Raw genomic sequence first — 18,643 nt, 5'->3', positions numbered from 1 at the left:
GATGTCTTTGGAAAATCTAAATAATTCAAACCGGGAGTTTCAGTCTCTTCAAAAATCCTTTGAAAATTGGGATGCGGGTATACCGTCTTCTGATGTCTGGGAAAATTTGGAGGCCGATCTGGCTGTTTCCGCTGTTTGGGACCGTTTGGATGAAAGCCTGGAGGCAAGCGGAAGTTCCGCAGACAAAGGCTTAGTGGAATCTTATGAAAACTGGTCGCCGAATAATTCCGGTGATGGCTGGTCGAAACTCGAAGAACAGCTTTCCAGGGAGCGTGTCTGGAACCGATTGAACAGCACATTAAGTTACCCGGTATCTACACGGATTCCGTGGATGAAAATGGCAGCGGCTTCGGTAATTTTTGTATTCCTCGCATTCTATACGGATCATTACATGGTTTCGAATAAGGAGCAGAGAACTTCTTTTGCTTTCAACACTGCTGAAAACGGAACTGTTTCCGGGGAAAATAAAGATCAAGTTATTGCATCCTCGAATCCAGCTGGAAACAACGCTTCTGCTGACGAGGAAATAATGATGGTTTCTGAAAATCCGGGATTGAATAAAGTGCAAATTCAGCAAAACGTTCAGAAGGAATTGCTTGTTACAAACAAGGAACCGGAAGATTTTGCAGTTGTTAAGAACAATGAAATTGGTCTGCATAGCAGTGAGTTGAATGTCAACCCGAATTTGGTTCAGAACAAGGAGCTTGTAAATACCTCTAATGAGCAGACACTGATTCCTGTTGATACGGATGAAGCCGATTTGGATGTGCTTGCACGGAAAGAGATTCCTTTTGTTCCGGGTGTGATCGGAGACTTTACATTCTTACCTTATAAGCCGGTATTCAGACCGAAATTCAGTGTATTGGTGGGCGGACAGTTTGCCTTTATCAACGAGAAGAACCGAAGCGCCTTCTCAAGTTCAATCCCTTCCATGGGAATTGCCGGAGATTTCCAGTATCATGCTTACTTAGGAAAAGTGAGATTTACACAGGATCTTGGATTTAGTCAGTATGCACAGTCGAACGGAAGTTATGTCAATGGCCGTTACACCAGTTCAAACCAAAAATTGAATACGATCCACCTGAGTTCTTCTGTGGGTTATACCTTTAAAGGCGGGCTGACCGTTTACGGAGGAGTTGCATTGAATCGTTTACTGAATGGTTACGAAGAAAGCAGAACAGCCATTACAAATGTATACAATTCAAATAAACTTCAGCTGGGAGCAACAGCGGGAATAGATTACCATTTTACGCCGTTTAAGAATAGAACAGCACTAGGCTTGGGTATTCAGTATCAGTTTGTTTCCAGGCTAAAAAGTGAGAATGCGGTGTTTGATGATATCCAGGGAGTGAAGCTCCAAATAAAATATTCATTTTAATTTCCAACCTTTTAATAAGTAAGTCATCTAGGAGGTAGAAAGATATTTATTTCGTTGTCAACTTCTCCAAAGGAGTTTGAAAAATTACTACAACTCAAGCGATAACGAAATAGTCGAGGCAAGGTAGAACTGGCTTGAAAAAGAAGAGGATTTAGGTCCTCTTTTTTATTTTTGTAAAATTTGTATTTCACACATTTGTTACTATATTCGTAATCAATAAACACTATTTACGAATCACATGAAAATAACTATTCTTATCAGCCTGCTTTTTCTTTTTGGTAATTCCAATTTTGGATTCTCTCAAAATATAGACAGCGTTTTTTATTACAATGAAGATGGAACCAAGAGTTGGTGGTATCTTCAGCCGGATGTACTATTGTTCAGATGTCAGAATGATAGTGCTTATACGGGATACTTAGACACAGTTGTAATTGAAGAACTAAATTTTGATTTTGATGATCTCGTGAATTTTAATGAGATTTTGTTCAATAGCAATGCAACACTTCAGGATCTGTTAGCTATCAAAGACTCGATTATTAATTCGGGACAGCTAAGCATTTTCGCCCCCGTTTTAACACAATATCCCTATGATCCGAATGTGCAACAGCTTTACTACCGGACGGATGACCAGATATTGGTAACCTTTCATAATCCTTTGATCGATTCTTTAGTTATAGATAGTTTGATGAGTGAATATAGTTTGGAATTGGTCCATAGACCATCTCCAAATTTAAATGATGATGTAAGCTGGACCTATATTTTTAAAATGGTCGGGAAACCGGATACAATTATGAATAGTATGCTTTTGGCTAACATGCTTTATATGTATGAACAGGCATACGTAAAGATTGCTCAACCCAACATTATTGGTGGTGAGCCGATGGACTGTGAATTGGTTGTTGAAACATCACTAAATCCCAATTCGACCCATGGAACCTGGCATATTGACAATAGTGGTGGGTTAATATGGAATGGAATGAATGGAACGGCAGATGCAGATGCAGATATTTGTGAATGTTGGCAAGAAGGATTTACGGGTGAAGGGATTAAAATTGGAATTATTGATGTGGGAGGATTTGAATATGACCATCCGGATCTAAGCACGCTTGCACCAGGTTATGATTGTATTATGAATAACGGAACTTATTTTACTACCAATACGTATTCCGATTACGATGGGCATGGGATGTCAGTCGCTGGTGTTATTGGAGCAACTCCTAATAATCATGATACGGGAGAAAAAATAGCGGTTGGAGTGGCATTTGACGCAGAGATTCATCCATATCTTGTTGGGACTGAAATCTCATCTGCTCAAATAGTAATTGCTTTGCAAAAGGCAATTGAGGATGAGGTTGACATTATTAATATGAGCTTTGTAATTGAGTATAGTTCAAACATTGTGAATGAATTGAACAATGCACGTTTGGTTGGGAGACCGGATGGTAATGGCGGATTTTTAGGCATCATAATGGTTGCCACAACTGGAAATGACCCAGACAATACCAATAGTTATGTTAGTAATTTCCCAGCAAATCAATTAGGTGTTATTGGAGTTGGGATGACTAACCCAGACGATTTAATGGTAGCCACTTATTTGGTTAACGATTGGTCTGGAACCTTTGAATATTGTTCTATTGGTGGTGATCCTTCATATGGTTATGATGTTGTTGCGCCAGGCACATTAATTCAAACTATCGATCTTCAAGGAAATAATGGTGATAATTCAGGTGATTATGTTATTAAAACAGGAACTTCAGTATCTAGTCCAATAGTTGCATCAATTGCCGCACTGATTTTGGAGAAAAATCCGAATTTAACAAGTGCACAAGTCACTCAGGTACTTCGTGATGGAGCTGAAAAGGTTCACGCATTGCCCTCTCCAACGGGAGTATATGATTATAATTTTTTCCCAAGCACGCCTGGATATGACCCTTACATGTTCTACGGAAGAGTTAGCTGCATAAATTCTTTAAATGAAGTGGTAGGTTTACCGGAAGTTGACTTGGATCAATTAATCTTGTCCAGAGTAGGTGAACATTTATATGAATTGAAGATGGATAAACTTACAGGGAATCAAAATTTGAAATTATACAATACCTTGGGAGAATTGGTTTGGGAAACCGGAACTTTAGATTCGACAACTACACTAATCTCACTTGAGAATTATAGCAATGGAATGTATATTCTCAATTTATATGAAAAAGGTACTTTGAGTGCTAATTCAAAATTGGTGAGATAACACCTGCTTTCTTTCTGGAGTAATTTTTATTAAAAGTCTGTTCGCTTCTCGAATGGACTTTTTTATTCCATTAAAATTTGCGTAATCCGCGCAATGCGCCAACGCTGAAGCTAAGGCGTAAGCGTTCTGCGGGAAATGGTTATTACTTCTTCGTTGCGAACAACAAAAACTCCTTATTTCCGTCTCCGCCGATGATCGGGGAATCTATGATGCCCTGTACTTCAAAATGTGAATCATGCACCGATTTTTCGATTCGTTTTAAGATCTCTGGGTAAACAGCAGCACTTTTAACGACACCGTGTTTGTTAAGGAAGCGTTTTTCCAATTCGAATTGCGGTTTGATCAAAGCAACCAAAACTCCACCCTGTTTTACAAAATTTCCGGTGAAGGGAAGTACTTTTTCCAGGGAAATAAATGAAACATCGATCACGATCCCGTCTACCGTTTCGGGAATATGTGCATTAGTTAATTCGCGGATATGCGTTTTTTCAATATTTGTTATGGCAGGATTTGACCGGATTCGTTCGTGCAATTGCCCGTGGCCAACATCTACACAAAAAACGTGTTGTGCACCCTTACTCAACAAAACCTCGGTGAAACCACCCGTTGAAGCGCCCAGGTCAATGAACGTGAGATCCGCAACCGGGATTCGAAAATGTTCGATAGCCTTGAGCAGCTTTAGTGCGCCTCTTGAAACCCAGGTTAATTCTTCATTTAAGAGTAAGATCTTGGAATCCACCGAAATTTTCTTCCCGGGTTTTTCTATTGAAATACCGTTTACAAGGACGTCCCCGTTTTTTATCAGCTCTTCACCACGTGTTCTGGAGGTTACCAAGCCCCGGTCGACCAATATTTTATCCAAACGTTCTTCCATAATGCAAAAGTAATTTATTAATTGCGAATTGTGTTCCTCACAGTGGGGTGAATGTAAAATGAAAAATCCAGTAGTTTTTGCCACTGGATCTTCAAAATATTCGGATTGGATTATTCAATAACCCAATTGAAACGTTCTTTCAGTACAGTATGAATACGGTCGGTAAATACTTCGTTTTCTATTTTTTGGATAACATCTTCGATGAAAGCACCTACCATTAATTGTCTTGCACTCGCCTCACTCAAACCTCTTGCACGCAGATAAAAAACGGCTTCCTCGTCTAACTGACCGGTGGTTGATCCGTGCGAACACTTTACGTCATCTGCATAGATTTCCAATTCAGGTTTGCTGTTAACCGTTGCGTCATCGCTCAGCAATACATTTGCGTTGGATTGGAAGGCATTGATTTTTTGAGCGTCCTTACGAACGTAAACCTTTCCGTTGAATACGGCAGTTGCTTTTCCGTCGATTACACCCTTATATAATTCGTTGGATTCGCAGTTTGCTACTTTATGATCTACTACCGTATGATTATCAACGTGTTGATTTCCATTCAGAATATAGGCGCCATTCAAATTTGATTCACAATTTTGGCCATCGACCTCAATCGTTAAATTATTGCGAACCAATAAACCGTTTAGAGTAACAGTATTGATCGTGAAATTGGAATCCTGGTGCTGATTAACCAATTCAGTTGAAATCTGAAAACAGGATTCGTGTTCTTCCTGCAGTTTGTCAATCGTCACTTTTGAATTCTTTCCGACATGAATTTCTGAAATTACATTCGTGAAATTATCCGAACCATCAACAGAAAGAGATCGCTGAATGAATTTAACTTCCGAGAATGCTTCAGAAACCAATACGTGACGTAAATTCGTCAGGATATTCTTTTCGGTATTAATTTGAATGATTTCAATTACCGGTTCGATCTGCATTTTGGCAGAAACATGAACATATAATCCATCCGTTGCATAAGCCGTATTGATTGCAGAAAAAACTTCTCCATCCAATAATACATTTCCACCCAGAACACGAACTTCAGCTTCATCCATTTTAGAGAGCGGAAGAATTTTCATGCCTTCCGGATATGATTTGGAAGAAAGCTCCTCTGAAAAATGTCCGTTTATAAAAACATACTGAATATGATCCGCGGACAAACCGTAATTCCCGATTAGAGAAACCGGATTTTCCTGGACAGATAAATGACTGTTCTTGATTTTAGCAACACGTGTATATTTCCATGCTTCTGTTTTAGTCGTAGGGAAAGCAGTGTTATCTAATACATCAAGTGCTTTTTTTCGCAATTCGGGATGTAACAGAAAAGAGCCGTTTAATTGCCAATTCACACTTGCTGCCGATTCTTTTTCAATGGTTTGCATCTGCATGATTTATATTAATTAGCAAATTCTGCTTTGATCCAATCGTAACCTTTTTCTTCCAATTCAAGTGCCAGTTCTTTCGGACCTGATTTTACAATTTTACCATCGTAAAGTACATGAACAAAATCAGGAACGATATAATCTAATAAACGCTGGTAATGTGTAATCACGATCGTTGCATTCTGATCAGATTTTAATTTGTTTACACCGCTTGCAACAATGCGAAGTGCGTCAATATCCAGTCCGGAATCCGTTTCGTCCAATATAGATAGTTTCGGATCCAGCATTGCCATTTGGAAGATCTCGTTGCGTTTTTTCTCACCTCCTGAAAATCCTTCGTTTACTGAACGGGAAGCCAATTTTGCATCCAACTCCACAATTGCAGATTTCTCTTTTACCAATGCCATGAAATCTTTTGCTGAAATAGAAGATTCTCCTCTGTATTCGCGAATTTCATTCAAAGCAGTACGCAGGAAATTGATGTTAGAAACCCCGGGAATTTCAACAGGATATTGAAACGCCAGGAATAAACCTTCTCTGGCACGGTCTTCCGTTGCCATTTCAAGCAAGTCAGCCCCGTCAAAATTTACTGATCCTTCTGTGATTTCGTATTCTTCGCGACCTGCCAAAACACTTGCCAAAGTACTTTTTCCAGCACCGTTTGGTCCCATAATAGCGTGTACTTCTCCGGCTTTTACTTCTAAGTTAAGTCCTTTAAGTATTTCTTTTCCGTCAATCGACGCGTGTAAATTTGTGATCTTTAACATCCTATTCTTTAATTATGAATTGGCGAATTATCAAGAACAGGTTTTCACCTTGATAATTAATCCATTGCTAATTCTTTTATCCTACCGATCCTTCTAAACTGATCGTCAATAATTTTTGTGCTTCAACCGCGAATTCCATAGGAAGCTGGTTCAAGACTTCTTTGCAATACCCGTTTACAATCAGGCTGATGGCTTTTTCTTCCGAGATACCACGCTGCAAACAGTAAAATATCTGATCTTCCCCGATTTTCGAAGTAGTTGCCTCGTGCTCAATTTTAGCACTTGGATTTTTACATTCAATATACGGAAAGGTATGTGCCCCGCATTCATCAGTCATCAATAGAGAATCACACTGAGAGAAATTGCGGGCATTGTGTGCATTTTTATGAATCTGAACCAATCCGCGGTAAGAATTGTGAGATTTCCCTGCTGAAATTCCTTTAGAAATGATCGTGCTTTTGGTGTTTTTACCCAAGTGAATCATTTTCGTTCCGGTATCTGCCTGCTGGAAATTATTGGTAACAGCAACAGAATAGAACTCTCCAACCGAATTATCTCCTTTTAAGATACAAGAGGGATATTTCCAGGTAACTGCAGAGCCTGTTTCAACCTGTGTCCAGGAGATTTTAGCATTGGTTTCACAAATTCCACGTTTCGTAACGAAGTTGAAGATACCTCCTTGTCCGTTTTTATCTCCGGGATACCAATTTTGAACCGTTGAGTATTTGATTTCAGCGTCTTTCAATGCAATCAATTCCACAACTGCCGCATGTAATTGGTTTTCATCCCGTTGAGGAGCAGTACATCCTTCCAGGTAAGAAACATATGAACCTTCATCTGCAATGACTAAGGTACGTTCAAACTGACCTGTATTTGCTTCGTTGATTCGGAAGTAAGTTGATAATTCCATCGGACATCTGACTCCTTTTGGAATATAACAAAACGAACCGTCCGTAAAAACAGCTGAATTTAAAGCAGCATAGAAATTATCAGTTGCAGGAACCACAGAGCCCATGTATTGTTTTACCAATTCAGGATGTTCTTGAACTGCATCTGAGAAGGAGCAAAAAATGATTCCCAATTCTTGCAGCTTAGCTTTAAAGCTCGTAGCAACTGAAACCGAATCCATTACGAAATCAACTGCCACACCTGTTAAGCGTTGTTGTTCCTCCATGGAAATTCCCAGTTTTGCCATCGTGGCTTTCATCTCAGGATCCACATCATCCCAGCTTTCGTATTTTTTGGTTTGTTTTGGAGCTGCATAATATGAAATCCCCTGAAAGTCCGGTTTCGGATACGTGATGTGTGCCCAGGAAGGTTCGGTCATTTCTGACCAGATCTTAAAGCATTTCAACCTGTAATCCAGCAACCATTCAGGTTCTTCTTTCTTTGCAGAAATAAACCGAATAATATCTTCATTCAATCCAAGCGGAGCTCTATCCGATTCGATATCGGTTGTAAAGCCGAATTTGTATTCCGAATTTTCTAAATCCTTCGCTAAATCATTTTCAGTATAACCCATCTAAACTTTGTACTATTATTATAATGAGAAAGATTCCCCGCAACCGCAAGTTCTTCCTGCATTCGGATTTGAAAACACAAAGCCTTTTCCATTTAACCCCCCCGAAAAATCCAGGGTGGTTCCAATGAGGTATAAAAAGCTCTTTTTGTCCACAACGACTTTAACACCGTTGTCTTCAAAAACCTTATCATCTGCGTTTTCTTGATTGTCAAATGTAAGTTGGTACATTAATCCGGAGCAGCCTCCTCCATCAACCCCAACCCGAATGAAATAGCCTGCTTTGCCTTCGTCTTCCATCAAGCGAATCGCTTGTTTTTTGGCTTGTTCTGTTACTGTAATCATGACAAGTGTATTCTTTCTTTATTTAGATTAATTTTAAATAAAGCTGTATTTCGTTGACAAAAATACCACATTTATGGTATTGGTGCAATAAAAAAGGAAGATAATTGAGTTCGGCTTGTTATTTTAATTTAAAAAGATCAAAAGTTGATAGATCAACGAAAAAAATCGTTGAGTAGAGTGCAACTTTTCTGAAATACCCGGCGTTTATCTTAAAACATTACTGAAACACCAAATTTGTTATTCTACTACTGAAATGAGAAAAGAAATTCTTTTGGGTCTCTATGTTTGTGCATCACATACATTGGGCCATTCACAATCAAATACCACTCAATTACCGAATGGGGTAATTGTTCACCAGGCCAAGGGTGTTGAAAGTACTCCGGAAAAGATCGAACAGATTCATATCCGAACACTTGAAGACTGGAATCTTCCGGAATGTATTGAGGCATTGTCCCAGGTATCGATCAAGCTGAACGAGGCGTCGGAATCCGACCGGGAGTATTATCTCAGTGAGAAAAACAAGATCACCAAGCGAATTAACGAACTTAAATCATCCAGGTAGTTATGAAAAAGTTACTTGTTTTTCTTGCATTCGCAAGTTCAATGACCGGTCATGCACAATTGGTTCCAAACGGAAACTCGGGCGCCTCATTGACTTCATATACAAACGGTGCCCCCAATGATCCGATTTATATCTGGTGCGGAACCACGCTTGGAGCGCAACAGGGGAGTTTAACCGCTACCCCGACAAGTGGCGTGGGACCATTTACTTTCAATTGGTATTATCACGATCAAACAAATTTTTCGTGGCAACCGCTTTCAGTTCAGGTTGGCCCAACTTCTACAATATCAAATCTTGCAAGTGATGGTTACCGTGTTGAAATACGCGATGCTTCAAACACTGTGACCGACTGTTTGGTAGCCTGGGTATGGAACCTGAACACCGAGGTTACTGCGTCGAGTACCTTATCTAATTGTAATAACGCCTCTTTATCGTCAACTGTAAACACGACCGGATCATTTTCTTATTATAATCCGCCCCCGCCACAATCTCTGATCAATGTAAATACCGAGATCCAGGTTTGTTTTTCCGCAAACCACACATTTGTTTCGGATTTGGCCTTTTATTTGGTTGGTCCGCCAGCTTGCGGTTCTCCTACGATCTTGTTGCTTCCAAACCCGGGGGCGATAGGACAGGGCTCGACCTGTAACAGCGCCGATGGTGTGAATAATCTCTGTTTTACAACGGCTCCAAGCGGCAATTTAAATGTTTGCAGCCCCGCGCCGGCTTCATTGGGAGGAACTTATAGTACTTATGGTCCTGCAAATACCCCGATAAACTGGTCAAGTCTGATTGGCTGTAACGCCGCTGCGGGTGGCTGGGCTGTGCAGATTTACGACTGTATCGGCGCAGATGTAGGTGCTTTAACCAATGCAAATATCACTTTTTCGAACCTCACATCAGTTTGTGGTTCACCGACATCCATCTCATATGCGTCAGGTGCAATTAGCTCAATAATTAATGATAACTCCTGTACAGCAGCTTCAGCTTCTATTTTCCAGGTTCCGGTATCACCACTATTGACAACTCCCATTACCATAACAGCTAATACTACTTTATTATGGACCGGGCCGGGAGTTTCAAATCCTACTTCTGCCAATACATCAGCGGGCGGCTTGCCTGCAGGAGTTTCAACTTTCACCATGGTAGCTACAACATCTTATGAGAGTACAACTTGTCAATCATTACCTGTTTCCACAAGTGTGAATGTCATTTATCCAATAGTTGATGCAGGACCGGATCAAACTGTTTGTTCAGGCCAGCCGGTAACGCTTTCCGGTTCAGGAGCTCAGACTTATACGTGGGATAACGGAGTAACAAATGGAGTTTCGTTCACTCCCGGTGCAACAGCAACATATACTGTTACCGGAACTGCTGCAAATGGCTGTCAGGATACGGATGATGTTCTTGTGACTGTAAATACAACGATACCTGTAAGTGCCGGACAAGATCAAACAATTTGTTTCGGTGATCCGGTCATTCTTTCCGGCTCAGGAGCACAAACCTATGTTTGGAATAATGGAGTTACAAACGCAGTGGCTTTCAACCCGGCTTCAACCCAAACATATTCCGTAACGGGAACAGATGCATTTGGTTGTGAAGGAACAGATCAGGTTACAGTTACGGTAAATCCGCTTCCTGTTGTTGATGCTGGAGCGTCACAGGCCGTATGTCAGGGAGAGTCTGTAACACTGAGTGGTTCCGGAGCGCAAAATTACACCTGGAACAGTGGCATTACAAATGGGGTTCCGTTCATTGCAGTTTCAACTCAAACTTACACGGTTACAGGAACTGACGCCAATGGATGTACAGACACCGACCAGGTCACAGTTACTATTAATGCATCACCCACCGTGAATGCCGGGAACGATCAAGCAATCTGTGCTGGAGGATCAGTTGTATTAACAGCTACCGGAGCTCAAACTTATTCATGGAACAATGGGGTGGTAAACGGAGTGTCATTTACTCCCGGATCAACAACAACTTATACTGTTACCGGAACGGCCCCGAACGGCTGTGAGGATACAGACCAGGTGACAGTTACGGTAAATCCTATTCCTTCGGTTAACGCCGGAGCAAACCAGACTATTTGTGCGGGAACCCAGATTTCATTAAATGCCACAGGTGCATCTGTTTATAGTTGGTCAAATGCACTGCCGAATAACACCGGTTTCACACCACCACTTGGGGTTAATACCTATGTGGTGACCGGGACAAGTACTGCAGGATGCCAGGATAGTGATACAATTGTAGTAACGGTTGTCCCTGTTCCGCTTGCTGTTTTGGGGAATGAGTCTCCACTTTCCGGAACTCCGGGATTGGAAGTTGAATTCAATAATTCCAGTGTGAATGCAAATTCCTATGACTTTACCTTTGGAAACGGACTGGTATTCCATACTACAGATGTTTTGGCAACGCCATCTTCCATTTATCAGACACCAGGCACATACACGGTCGTTCTGACAGCAAGTAATGGTATTTGCCAGGATACTGCACAATTGGAAGTTATCGTGATTCCTTTTCCTCCGATGACCATTGTCATGCCGAATATCTTCACTCCAAACGGTGACGGGAACAACGATATTTTCTTTATTCGTTTAGAGAACGCAGTTTCTTTAGACCTGACGATTGTTAACAGATGGGGAAATACAATGGCACGGATTTCAGGTGTAAACGGATCATGGGATGGCCGTGTAAATGGAAATTATGCAGAGGACGGTGTCTACTTCTATAAATTTACCGCAACAGGTTTGGATGGAACAACTCAAACAGGACAAGGGAATGTGCAGTTGATAAGGGATTAGACGGATAAGTAAATAGAAGCTTAAAAGGTGTGCAGATATTGATATTCAATGATTTGCACACCTTTTTTTTGATTTGCAACCTTTTTTATATATCTTCGTTTACACTACTCGTTACTTATTGCTACTAAATATGAAACTTACTACTACTCTGATGGGAATCCTGTCAGTATTTTCCACGGCGTTAGCTCAATTTCCTGGCTGTCCAAGTGTTGACGCGGGGGCAGATCAGACACTTACGTGTAATCAGCCATGCGCAACATTAAATGCAACACCGTTTCATGCAGGTGCCACAACTACTTATACGGTAGCATCGATTCCTCATACACCACCGATTGCTTATAATCAGGCTGGTGGAACGGGAGTTTCTGTTGGTACTGATGATGTTTGGAGTCCGCAGATCACTTTGCCATTTACCTTTTGTTATTATGGGCAATCATATACATCATGTAAGATCGGGTCAAACGGATCAATTAAATTCGGAACATATGCTCCAACCGGCCAGCCTTGGTCTTTTACGGCTTCATGCCCTTCAGCCAGTCTGACATCGGCAGGTGATATTTTTGGGATTTATCATGACATTGATCCGTCTTACGGTGGAACCGTAAAATGGTATGTTGTTGGATCGGCGCCATGTAGAATATTTGTTGTGTCTTACAACGGTTTGCCTCACTATTCGTCCTCTTGCAATGGTAGTGTTTTCTCCACCTTTATGATGGTTTTGTATGAAACTACGAATGTGATTGACGTATATGTTAACAATAAAGGCCTGTGTTCAAGCTGGAATGGCGGTGCAGCAATTATTGGTATTCAAAATCCGGCCGGTACGGCTGGAATTGCAGCTCCTAACAGAAATACTTCACCGGATTGGACGGTTTCAACACCTGAAGGTTGGCGTTTTACTCCAAATGGAGCACCGATTTATTCTACGGAATGGTTTCAGGGTGGAACGAGTATAGGTGCCGGAAACACCGTAAACGTTTGTCCTGTAGTAACTACGACATATACTGCTCAAGTAACTTATACTGCCTGTGACGGAACGGTCATTGTCAAGACTGATAATATGATTGTTTCTCCTGACCCTTCAACTCCTTCCGGAAATGAAATTGCTTCAACACCTCCTACTTGTGCCGGACCGACCGGTAGTTTTGAAGTACAGGGAACAGGTGGTGCTGGTGGTTATCAATATTCGATTGATAACGGTGTAACCTGGCAAACAAGCGGAGTGTTTATAAATTTAGCAGCAGGCAGCTATACTGTTCTGGTTCAGGATATGAATGGTTGTCAAGGAAGTATTGCTGCAACTGTTGATCCACCAAGTACGATTGATTTAACACTTGCAAGCAGCACCAATGTTTCTTGTAATGGCGGTTCAAATGGTTCGGCTGTAACTGCTGTTTCAGGTGGGCAAATTCCTTACACTTACACATTAAACGGCGGGTCGATCCAATCCGGTGGTACTTATTCCAACTTAGCGGCAGGAACCTATACTATTGAAGTGACAGATGCGAATGGATGTGCCGATACTCAGCCTGTAACCATAACACAACCGACTGTTGTAACCATTTCTTTTGTATCGGAAACAGATGCAAGTTGCTCCGGTAGCGACGGAAGTTTAACTGTATCAGGAGCAGGAGGAACCGGAACATTACATTATTCTTCGAATGGAGGGACATCTCAAACAAGTCCGACATTTAACAATGTTGCAGGTGGAACTTATACGATTCAGGTTGTTGATGATAATGGTTGTTCTGCATCCGTGCCGGTTACGGTGGGCATTGTAAACAACTTAACCGCACTTTTAATAGATAATCAAGATGTATCTTGTAATGGATTAAGTGATGGAAGTGTCCAGCTTGGAGGAGCAGGAACTCCGTTACCATATACCTATTCTCCTGTTGGGGGTTCTTCTCAGGTATCAAATACATTTACAAGTTTAGCAGTAGGAACATATAATTATGTTGTAACAGACGGGAATAATTGTCACGATACAATTTCAGTTACAATTGCCCAACCCACTCCTGTGAACGTGACCACAAATACACCCTTATCGATGTGTGTCGGTGGCAGTGTAACCATGAATGCTCAAGCAACCGGAGGGAATGGGTCTTACGTTTTCAGCTGGAGTAATTCGTTGCCAAACGGATCAAGCAACACAGTTGGTCCGGCAGCGACAACAAATTACACCGTTACTGCAACAGATGCGAATGGATGTGCTGCAAATTCAACCATTCAGGTAACAGTAAATCCGAATCCACCTATTAATGCCGGAAGCGATCAAGCAGTTTGCATAGGAAATCCGGTGGTGTTAAGTGGTTCGGGTGTACAATCTTATAACTGGAACAATGGTGTTTCAAACGGTGTTTCATTTACACCCGCCTCCACACAAACGTATACTGTTACAGGGGTAGATGCTAACGGTTGTCAGGGATCAGATCAAGTAGTTGTTACTGTAAATCCACTTCCTGCGGTTGATGCCGGGGCGGTGCAAACTGTTTGCCAGGGAACTTCTGTGACATTGAATGGTTCCGGGGCGGTTTCTTATACCTGGAACAATGGAGTGACAAATGGCGTTTCGTTTATTCCAGGTTCCACACAAACTTATACAGTAACTGGGACCAATGCGAATGGATGTGTAAATACGGATCAGGTAACGGTAACGGTAAATCTGCCTGCTCCTGTTAATGCAGGAATTGATCAATCCGTTTGTCAGGGAGGCTCGGTGACACTAACTGCAACAGGAACTCAAACATATAGCTGGAACAATGGAGTTACAAATGGTGTTTCATTTACACCTGGTTCTACACAAACCTATACTGTAACAGGTACTGATGCCTCCGGCTGTCAGAGTACGGACCAGCTAATTGTAACGGTAAATCCGCTTCCAAGTGTGAATGCGGGTGCAGATCAATCCATTTGTATTGGAAGTGCTGCGACCCTTTCTGGCTCTGGAGCTCAGACATACGTTTGGAATAATGGCGTTACAAACGGAATATCATTTATTCCTGGATCTACTCAAACCTATACGGTTACCGGAACTGACATGAATGGGTGTGTAAATACGGATCAGGTTACAGTGACTATTGTTCTGATACCTACGGCAGTTGTTTCTGCTGATGTAACAGAAGGTTTTCCGGATCTGACGGTGAATTTTGATAACAATTCATTGAATGCTACCAGCTATAATTGGAGTTTTGGGAATGGGGCACAGGCTAATTCCAATAACACTTCCGGGCAGCAATACGTGTATACGGGTCCGGGAGAATATCTGGTGGTTTTGACTGCTGCGAATGGTTCTTGTGTTGATACGGATAGCTTGTTGATTAGTGTAAATCCGCTTCCGGATCCAATCGTAGTGATTCCAAATATCTTTACTCCAAACGGGGATAATAATAATGACACGTTTTTTATTACGGTTAGTTATGTGAAGTCTGTTAAGGTTACCATCGTAAACCGTTGGGGAGACAAAATGTGTAATTACGATGGTGTTCAAGCCTACTGGGATGGAACCGTTAACGGAGATATTGCTTCTGAAGGTGTTTATTTCTTTACTTATGAAATCGAAGGAATAAATGGAAAAATACTGACCGGTCATGGAAACATTCAATTAATAAGATAAAAAGTAGCGGTGAAAAATTTTTCACCGCTACTTTTACATCACCACTTTTTTTGTTTAACTACATTTGTACCATGCGTGTAGTTCGGCAATTGAATTCAGATACTAAGTTTAATAGTCCAATACTTACTTTGGGAACATATGATGGAGTACATTTAGGCCATCAGGAAATTATCCGTTCACTGGTTCAGAAAGCCAGGCGGGAGAACAAAGAATCTGTTTTATTTACGTTTGAACCACACCCGAGAAAAGTTCTTTATCCGGATAGTTATTCAGTTAAATTGATTGATACAGTTGATGAAAAACTGGAAAAACTGGAAAAACTAGGTTTAGACACGGTTATTCTTTTCCCTTTTACCAAGGAGTTTTCACGCTTGTCTGCAATGGAATTTGTGCGTGACGTACTTGTGAACCAAATCGGGGTAAGTGAAATGCACATCGGTCACGATCATCATTTTGGCAAGAACAGGGAAGGCTCCTTCCAGGAATTACAGGAATTGGGTGAATTGTATGATTTTAAAGTCTTCCAGCTGCCGGCAATTTCTGCAGGTGAGATCACCATTAGTTCAACCAAGATTCGAAATGCGATCTTAGAAGGAAAGGTGTCATATGCTGCTGAATTAATGGGTAGCCCTTTCGTCTTGCAGGGAAAGGTTGTGAAAGGACAGCAAATTGGCCGCACAATCGGTTTCCCGACAGCAAATATTGATCTGGAGAATACAGAGAAAATTTTCCCGAAAAATGGAGTTTACGCTGCCAGAGCTTATCTTGGAGAGCAATTGATTTACGGTGTAATGAATATCGGGACTAGACCAACCGTTGCCAATAACGGTCAGATTACAATAGAGATTTACCTGTTTGATTTTAATAAAGAAATATACGATCAACAGATTAAAGTCGAAGTAATGCAACATATTCGTGATGAAAAGCGTTTTGAAAATATAGCCGATTTAAAAAATCAAATTCAATTAGATGAAATTACTGCTCGCAATTATTTTTCTTTACGCAAGTAATGCCTTGGTCGCTCAGGATACCCTGAAAATTTACAAATGGGAAGCAATTCAAAGGGCAAACCCCGATACTATTCTGGGAATTGATGCGTCTAAATTAAAATGGGAGCAAATCCCTGAAAAATTATACTCCTTTAAGAATCTGAAATACCTCAATCTTTCCAAGAACAAGTTGAAAGATCTTCCATTGGAACTGGGGACTTTAAAATCGCTCAAAACATTGGATGTAACGAAGAATAACCTGGAAAATGCTCCGATCGTTATTTGTCAGCTTCCGAAACTCCAAAAGCTGCATCTGGCACGAAACAAAATAAGTTCCCTGCCTGCCTGCATCGGATATTTAAGTGAATTGAAAGTTTTAGACATTTGGGATAATCCGATTAACGTATTGCCAGAGGAGATTTACAAATTGAAAAAACTGGAGGCTGTGGACATGAGAGCAATTATGTTAGGCCCTCAATTCCAGCAAAAATGGCAAGAGTCCATGCCACATGTAAAGTGGTATTTTGACCCACCGTGCCATTGTGTGGAGTAAGAGTCCGCCGCGGCGGACGAAGACCGAGGCTCCGTCTCACAAGACGGAAAAGCCGAGGGATAGCGCGATAGTGGACGAAGACCGAGGCTCCGTCTCACTCGATCCGAAGCGATCATTTGTTTGATCTGCTTTGGTCAAGACGGAAAAGCCGAGGGATATAGCTACTATATTCCGTAGTTAGAGCATAGGTAAAGCGACTATACAGTATAGATGCCCCACCTTGAGACGTAGCGACTGTAAAGTCTGCTACTGTCTCCTTTTAACCTGCGAAGTCGATGACGAAGTAGGTTTTGCATTCGTAGCGACTGTAAAGTCTGATACTGTCACATTTAAACTGAGTATCATCTTTAATTGAACCACTCCGAAAAAAAAATATTTTTTTTCCAACCTTTCCAAATCGCCTGCATCATAGAGATGTCAAGTATATATCAGAAATCTCTCTGATTGGTTTGGTAAATTGGGTTTTAGGTTTGGAAAAGGGTACTATTTTGGATTGTACCCTTTTTCAGTTTTTAAAACTTCAACTTCATGTCTCACAAAACCTTTTCCTTTTTTTACCTCTAAAAATTAAAGAGTGCAAAGAAATTCTGTGCGTCTTTGCGTCCTTCTTCTCTTTGCGGTAAAGCAAAAAGAGTTCATTTTGTTTTAGCTAACTCCATCTCAAAGATCTGTGTCCAGAAATCTGTGATTGAAATTCCTGCTTCTGCCAGCATCTGGGGAACAAGGCTTGCCGCAGAGAATCCCGGAGTAGTATTAACCTCAATTACATGCGGGACATCGTTAACGATCATAAAATCAATCCGGGCAATAGATTTGAGTTGTAATAAGGAATAAACTTCTTTGGAAACTTCCCAAACGCCGTTCCTGATCGTATCCGGAATCCGTGCCGGTGTGATTTCCTGTGATTGCCCCAAATATTTTGCTTCGTAATCAAAGAAATCATTTTCAGTTACAATCTCCGTCAAAGGCAGTGTAACCAAACCGGAAGGAGAGCGATAGATCCCACAGGTAACTTCCGTTCCTTTTAAAAAGGATTCGATAACCACTGTGTCTCCCTCGTCAAATGCCTTGTCCAAAGCAGTTTCCAAATCTTCCGCCTTTGAAACTTTGCTGATCCCGAAACTGGATCCGGAATCGGAAGGCTTTACAAAACAAGGCAGGCCGAGTTCGCCCAGGATTTCCTGTGCTGTAAATTCATTTCGCGATTTCAGGAAAAGAGATTTTGCAACCGGAATCCCGAAACGGGATAAGAACTGATTGCAATACCATTTGTCGAAACTCAATTCGGAAGCCAATGCATTGGAATTTACATAAGGAATTCCTTTCATATCAAGCAATGCCTGGATTTTTCCATTTTCACCCGGATTTCCATGAATATATACCAGGCCGATATCAATTTTGCGCTCTTTACCCTTGGTTGAGTAACTCATATTCTCAATCGAAAACGGAAGTTTTTCTGAATTTTCCGGCACAAACCAACCGCTTTCAAGCACCTGAATCGGAACTACTTCATATCCCTTCGGGAAATTTTCCATAATAGTTTGAGCACTTTTCAAAGAGATCTCAAATTCCGAAGAATATCCGCCACAAAACAAACCAACCAGCTTCATACCTTTAT

General features: G+C 41.2%; 13 protein-coding genes. 7 read left to right on the top strand and 6 right to left on the bottom strand.

The window, feature by feature from the left end:
- Position 1: 1 nt before the first annotated feature.
- Together K0S23_RS14835 and K0S23_RS14830 are read left to right on the top strand one after the other, a co-directional pair.
- The gene (locus K0S23_RS14835; RefSeq protein ID WP_300358955.1) at positions 2 to 1,378 is read left to right on the top strand and encodes a hypothetical protein; all 1,377 of its coding nucleotides are present in this window, start codon (positions 2 to 4) and stop codon (positions 1,376 to 1,378) included.
- 238 nt (positions 1,379 to 1,616) lie between these two features.
- The gene (locus K0S23_RS14830) at positions 1,617 to 3,617 is read left to right on the top strand and encodes a S8 family serine peptidase (protein ID WP_300358952.1); all 2,001 of its coding nucleotides are present in this window, start codon (positions 1,617 to 1,619) and stop codon (positions 3,615 to 3,617) included.
- A gap of 142 nt (positions 3,618 to 3,759) precedes the next feature.
- Here the strand turns inward: K0S23_RS14830 and K0S23_RS14825 are convergent, their stop codons facing one another.
- The 5 genes from K0S23_RS14825 to K0S23_RS14805 all read right to left on the bottom strand — a co-directional run bounded on the left by K0S23_RS14825 (position 3,760) and on the right by K0S23_RS14805 (position 8,501).
- Complete coding sequence (locus K0S23_RS14825; protein ID WP_300358949.1) at positions 3,760 to 4,491, bottom strand: TlyA family RNA methyltransferase; 732 nt, start codon at positions 4,489 to 4,491, stop codon at positions 3,760 to 3,762.
- Between the two features lie 110 nt (positions 4,492 to 4,601).
- Positions 4,602 to 5,870 carry a Fe-S cluster assembly protein SufD gene (gene sufD / locus K0S23_RS14820; protein ID WP_300358947.1) on the bottom strand — a complete coding sequence of 423 codons (1,269 nt, stop codon included), beginning with the start codon at positions 5,868 to 5,870 and terminating at the stop codon, positions 4,602 to 4,604.
- 14 nt (positions 5,871 to 5,884) lie between these two features.
- A complete protein-coding gene (gene sufC, locus K0S23_RS14815; RefSeq protein WP_300358945.1) occupies positions 5,885 to 6,637 on the bottom strand; it encodes a Fe-S cluster assembly ATPase SufC in 753 nt (250 codons plus the stop codon).
- Positions 6,638 to 6,713: 76 nt separating this feature from the next.
- Positions 6,714 to 8,159 carry a Fe-S cluster assembly protein SufB gene (gene sufB, locus K0S23_RS14810; RefSeq protein WP_300358941.1) on the bottom strand — a complete coding sequence of 482 codons (1,446 nt, stop codon included), beginning with the start codon at positions 8,157 to 8,159 and terminating at the stop codon, positions 6,714 to 6,716.
- 18 nt (positions 8,160 to 8,177) lie between these two features.
- Positions 8,178 to 8,501: an iron-sulfur cluster assembly accessory protein gene (locus K0S23_RS14805; RefSeq protein WP_300358939.1), complete on the bottom strand. Its 324-nt coding sequence runs from the start codon at positions 8,499 to 8,501 to the stop codon at positions 8,178 to 8,180.
- A gap of 253 nt (positions 8,502 to 8,754) precedes the next feature.
- Here K0S23_RS14805 and K0S23_RS14800 point away from each other — a divergent pair, with 253 nt between their 5' ends.
- From K0S23_RS14800 to K0S23_RS14780, 5 genes are all read left to right on the top strand, one after another.
- Positions 8,755 to 9,063: a hypothetical protein gene (locus K0S23_RS14800; protein WP_300358936.1), complete on the top strand. Its 309-nt coding sequence runs from the start codon at positions 8,755 to 8,757 to the stop codon at positions 9,061 to 9,063.
- Positions 9,064 to 9,065: 2 nt separating this feature from the next.
- Positions 9,066 to 11,867 (top strand): gliding motility-associated C-terminal domain-containing protein, encoded by a 2,802-nt coding sequence (locus tag K0S23_RS14795; protein ID WP_300358934.1) that lies wholly within the window; start codon positions 9,066 to 9,068, stop codon positions 11,865 to 11,867.
- 130 nt (positions 11,868 to 11,997) lie between these two features.
- Complete coding sequence (locus K0S23_RS14790) at positions 11,998 to 15,483, top strand: gliding motility-associated C-terminal domain-containing protein (protein ID WP_300358931.1); 3,486 nt, start codon at positions 11,998 to 12,000, stop codon at positions 15,481 to 15,483.
- A 71-nt stretch (positions 15,484 to 15,554) separates the two neighbouring features.
- Positions 15,555 to 16,493 (top strand): bifunctional riboflavin kinase/FAD synthetase, encoded by a 939-nt coding sequence (locus K0S23_RS14785; RefSeq protein WP_300358928.1) that lies wholly within the window; start codon positions 15,555 to 15,557, stop codon positions 16,491 to 16,493.
- Positions 16,453 to 17,025 carry a leucine-rich repeat domain-containing protein gene (locus tag K0S23_RS14780; protein WP_300358925.1) on the top strand — a complete coding sequence of 191 codons (573 nt, stop codon included), beginning with the start codon at positions 16,453 to 16,455 and terminating at the stop codon, positions 17,023 to 17,025. Before K0S23_RS14785 ends, K0S23_RS14780 begins: the two co-directional genes overlap by 41 nt.
- A gap of 635 nt (positions 17,026 to 17,660) precedes the next feature.
- On the opposite strand, the gene K0S23_RS14775 is transcribed toward K0S23_RS14780, so the two are convergent.
- Positions 17,661 to 18,635: a D-alanine--D-alanine ligase gene (locus K0S23_RS14775; protein WP_300358922.1), complete on the bottom strand. Its 975-nt coding sequence runs from the start codon at positions 18,633 to 18,635 to the stop codon at positions 17,661 to 17,663.
- Positions 18,636 to 18,643 lie beyond the last annotated feature (8 nt).

Origin of the sequence: Fluviicola sp. (assembly GCF_029266855.1) — a bacterium.
GTDB lineage: Bacteria > Bacteroidota > Bacteroidia > Flavobacteriales_D > Crocinitomicaceae > Fluviicola.
Note: the sequence above shows the minus strand (reverse complement) of the source record. Positions and strands in the feature narration are given on the sequence as shown.